2 protein-coding genes and 1 pseudogene are annotated in these 1681 nt (G+C 69.9%); 1 reads left to right on the top strand and 2 read right to left on the bottom strand.

The features are described from left to right. Together ACFWPJ_RS32145 and ACFWPJ_RS32150 are read right to left on the bottom strand one after the other, a co-directional pair. A pseudogene (locus ACFWPJ_RS32145) lies at positions 1-336 on the bottom strand (hypothetical protein); the annotation flags it as partial. A 111-nt stretch (positions 337-447) separates the two neighbouring features. After that, positions 448-1317, bottom strand: coding sequence for an alpha/beta fold hydrolase (locus ACFWPJ_RS32150; protein WP_378857194.1), 870 nt, complete (start codon positions 1315-1317; stop codon positions 448-450). Between the two features lie 82 nt (positions 1318-1399). Between ACFWPJ_RS32150 and ACFWPJ_RS32155 the strand changes: the two genes are divergently transcribed. After that, on the top strand, positions 1400-1681 hold a 282-nt coding region (locus ACFWPJ_RS32155; RefSeq protein ID WP_378857196.1), incomplete at its 3' end, for a TetR/AcrR family transcriptional regulator.

Consider the following 1681-nt stretch of genomic DNA (forward strand, 5'->3'; position numbering starts at 1 on the left):
CGCGGGGCCCCTTTGTTTTTTTTTAAAACACAACTCTGGTGTCGGGGGGCGGTGCGCCCCGGGGGCGGGGCTCCGCCGGGGCGGCCGGGGCCCCCCCCCCCCGCGCCGGGTATTGATCATGGTCTTGCGGAAGATGCGTCTGACCCGGGATTGCTGCTCCGGATCGGTGAATTGCCCAGCCATCCAGTCCGCTGCGACGGATTGGTCGAGGACCAGGCTGGGCGCACCGGTCGCGATCGCTTCGATGACAGGTACGGTCGGCGCCGCCGGAATTGTGTGCTCGCGCGCGTGCGCGGCCGTGCGGGTGAGAAGTGCCTGTTCGAGAGCGATTGACATGGAGTCGTTCTTCCTCGTGTGAGCGATTGGGGTACTCCAATCGTCGAAGAGCGAACGTCCCGCAAATAGGCACCCAAGGGGTGTGGATCCCCCACCCGGCAGCCGGGCAGCTCAGGCAGTAGCGACGAAGCCCGCGACGGCGTCGGTGAAGGCGTCGTTGTCGTCGCCGGCCGCGGTGTGCGCGGCCGCGGTGATCTCGGCGAGGCGGGCGTGCGGTGCCAGGGCGAGGAAGGCGGCCGCGCCCTCGTCGCTGACGACATCGGACTTGCCGCCGCGGACCAGCAGGACCGGGATGGTCAGCGACTCGGCGGCGGCTTCCATCTCGGCGATGCGGGCCTGCGGGTTGTCCTCGAGGCCGGTGAGCAGGTCGGGGTCCCAGTGCCAGTACCAGCGGCCCTCGCGCTGACGCAGGTTGCGCAGCAGGCCGTCGGCGTTGTCGGGGCGCGGGCGGTGCGGGAGGTAGGCGGCGACCGCGTCGGCCACCTGGTCGAGGGTGTCGAAGCCGTCGCGGTGCCTGCCGAGGAAGTCCATGACCCGTTCCACGCCTGTGGATTCCGAGCGGGGCACGATGTCGACCAGCACCAGGGCGCGGATCGCCTCACCGCCGGGTGTCGCGGTGGCGAGCAGGCCGGTGATGCCGCCCATGCTGGCACCGACGACGACCGCGCCCGCTTCGGGCGTCGCGCCGAGCTGCTCGAGCACCGTGAGCAGATCGCCGACCATCGCGTCGCGGGTGTAGTCGCGCGTCGGTGACCAGTCGCTGTCACCGTGGCCGCGCGCGTCCACCGCGACGACGTGCATGCCCGCCGCCGCCAGCGCTCGACCGGTGCGCTTCCACGAATGCCGGTTCTGCCCGCCGCCGTGCATCATCACGACCAGCGGCCCACCGGGCACACCGAAACTGTCGGCGACCAGGGTGAGACCGTCGCAACTACGCAACCGCAGCGTCGTCGGTTCCAGCGGCTCGGTGGAGCTCGGCATGACACCTCCTGAACTTTGTTCACTGTGCTGAACGTTGTTCAGAATGTAGCGTGAGGCCCCGATCGAAGGGAAGTGGGGACCAGTGGCCGAATCGAGCCGGGCGGGGCGGCGTGACGAGATCGCCGAGGCGAAACGCGCGATCATCCTGCGCGCGGCCAGGACGATCTTCGAGGAAGACGGCGTCGACGCGGCCAATATCCGGGCCATCGCCACCGCCGCCGGCTACACCCCCGGCGCCCTGTACGCGTACTTCCCGAGCAAGGAACACATCTACGCCGCCCTGCTCGGCGAATCCCTGGAACGCCTCTCGGCCGACGTGGTGGCGGTGACCGTCCTCGACGACCCCGCCGTCCGCTTCCGAGCC

Origin of the sequence: Nocardia sp. NPDC058497 (assembly GCF_042720195.1) — a bacterium.
Lineage (GTDB): Bacteria > Actinomycetota > Actinomycetes > Mycobacteriales > Mycobacteriaceae > Nocardia.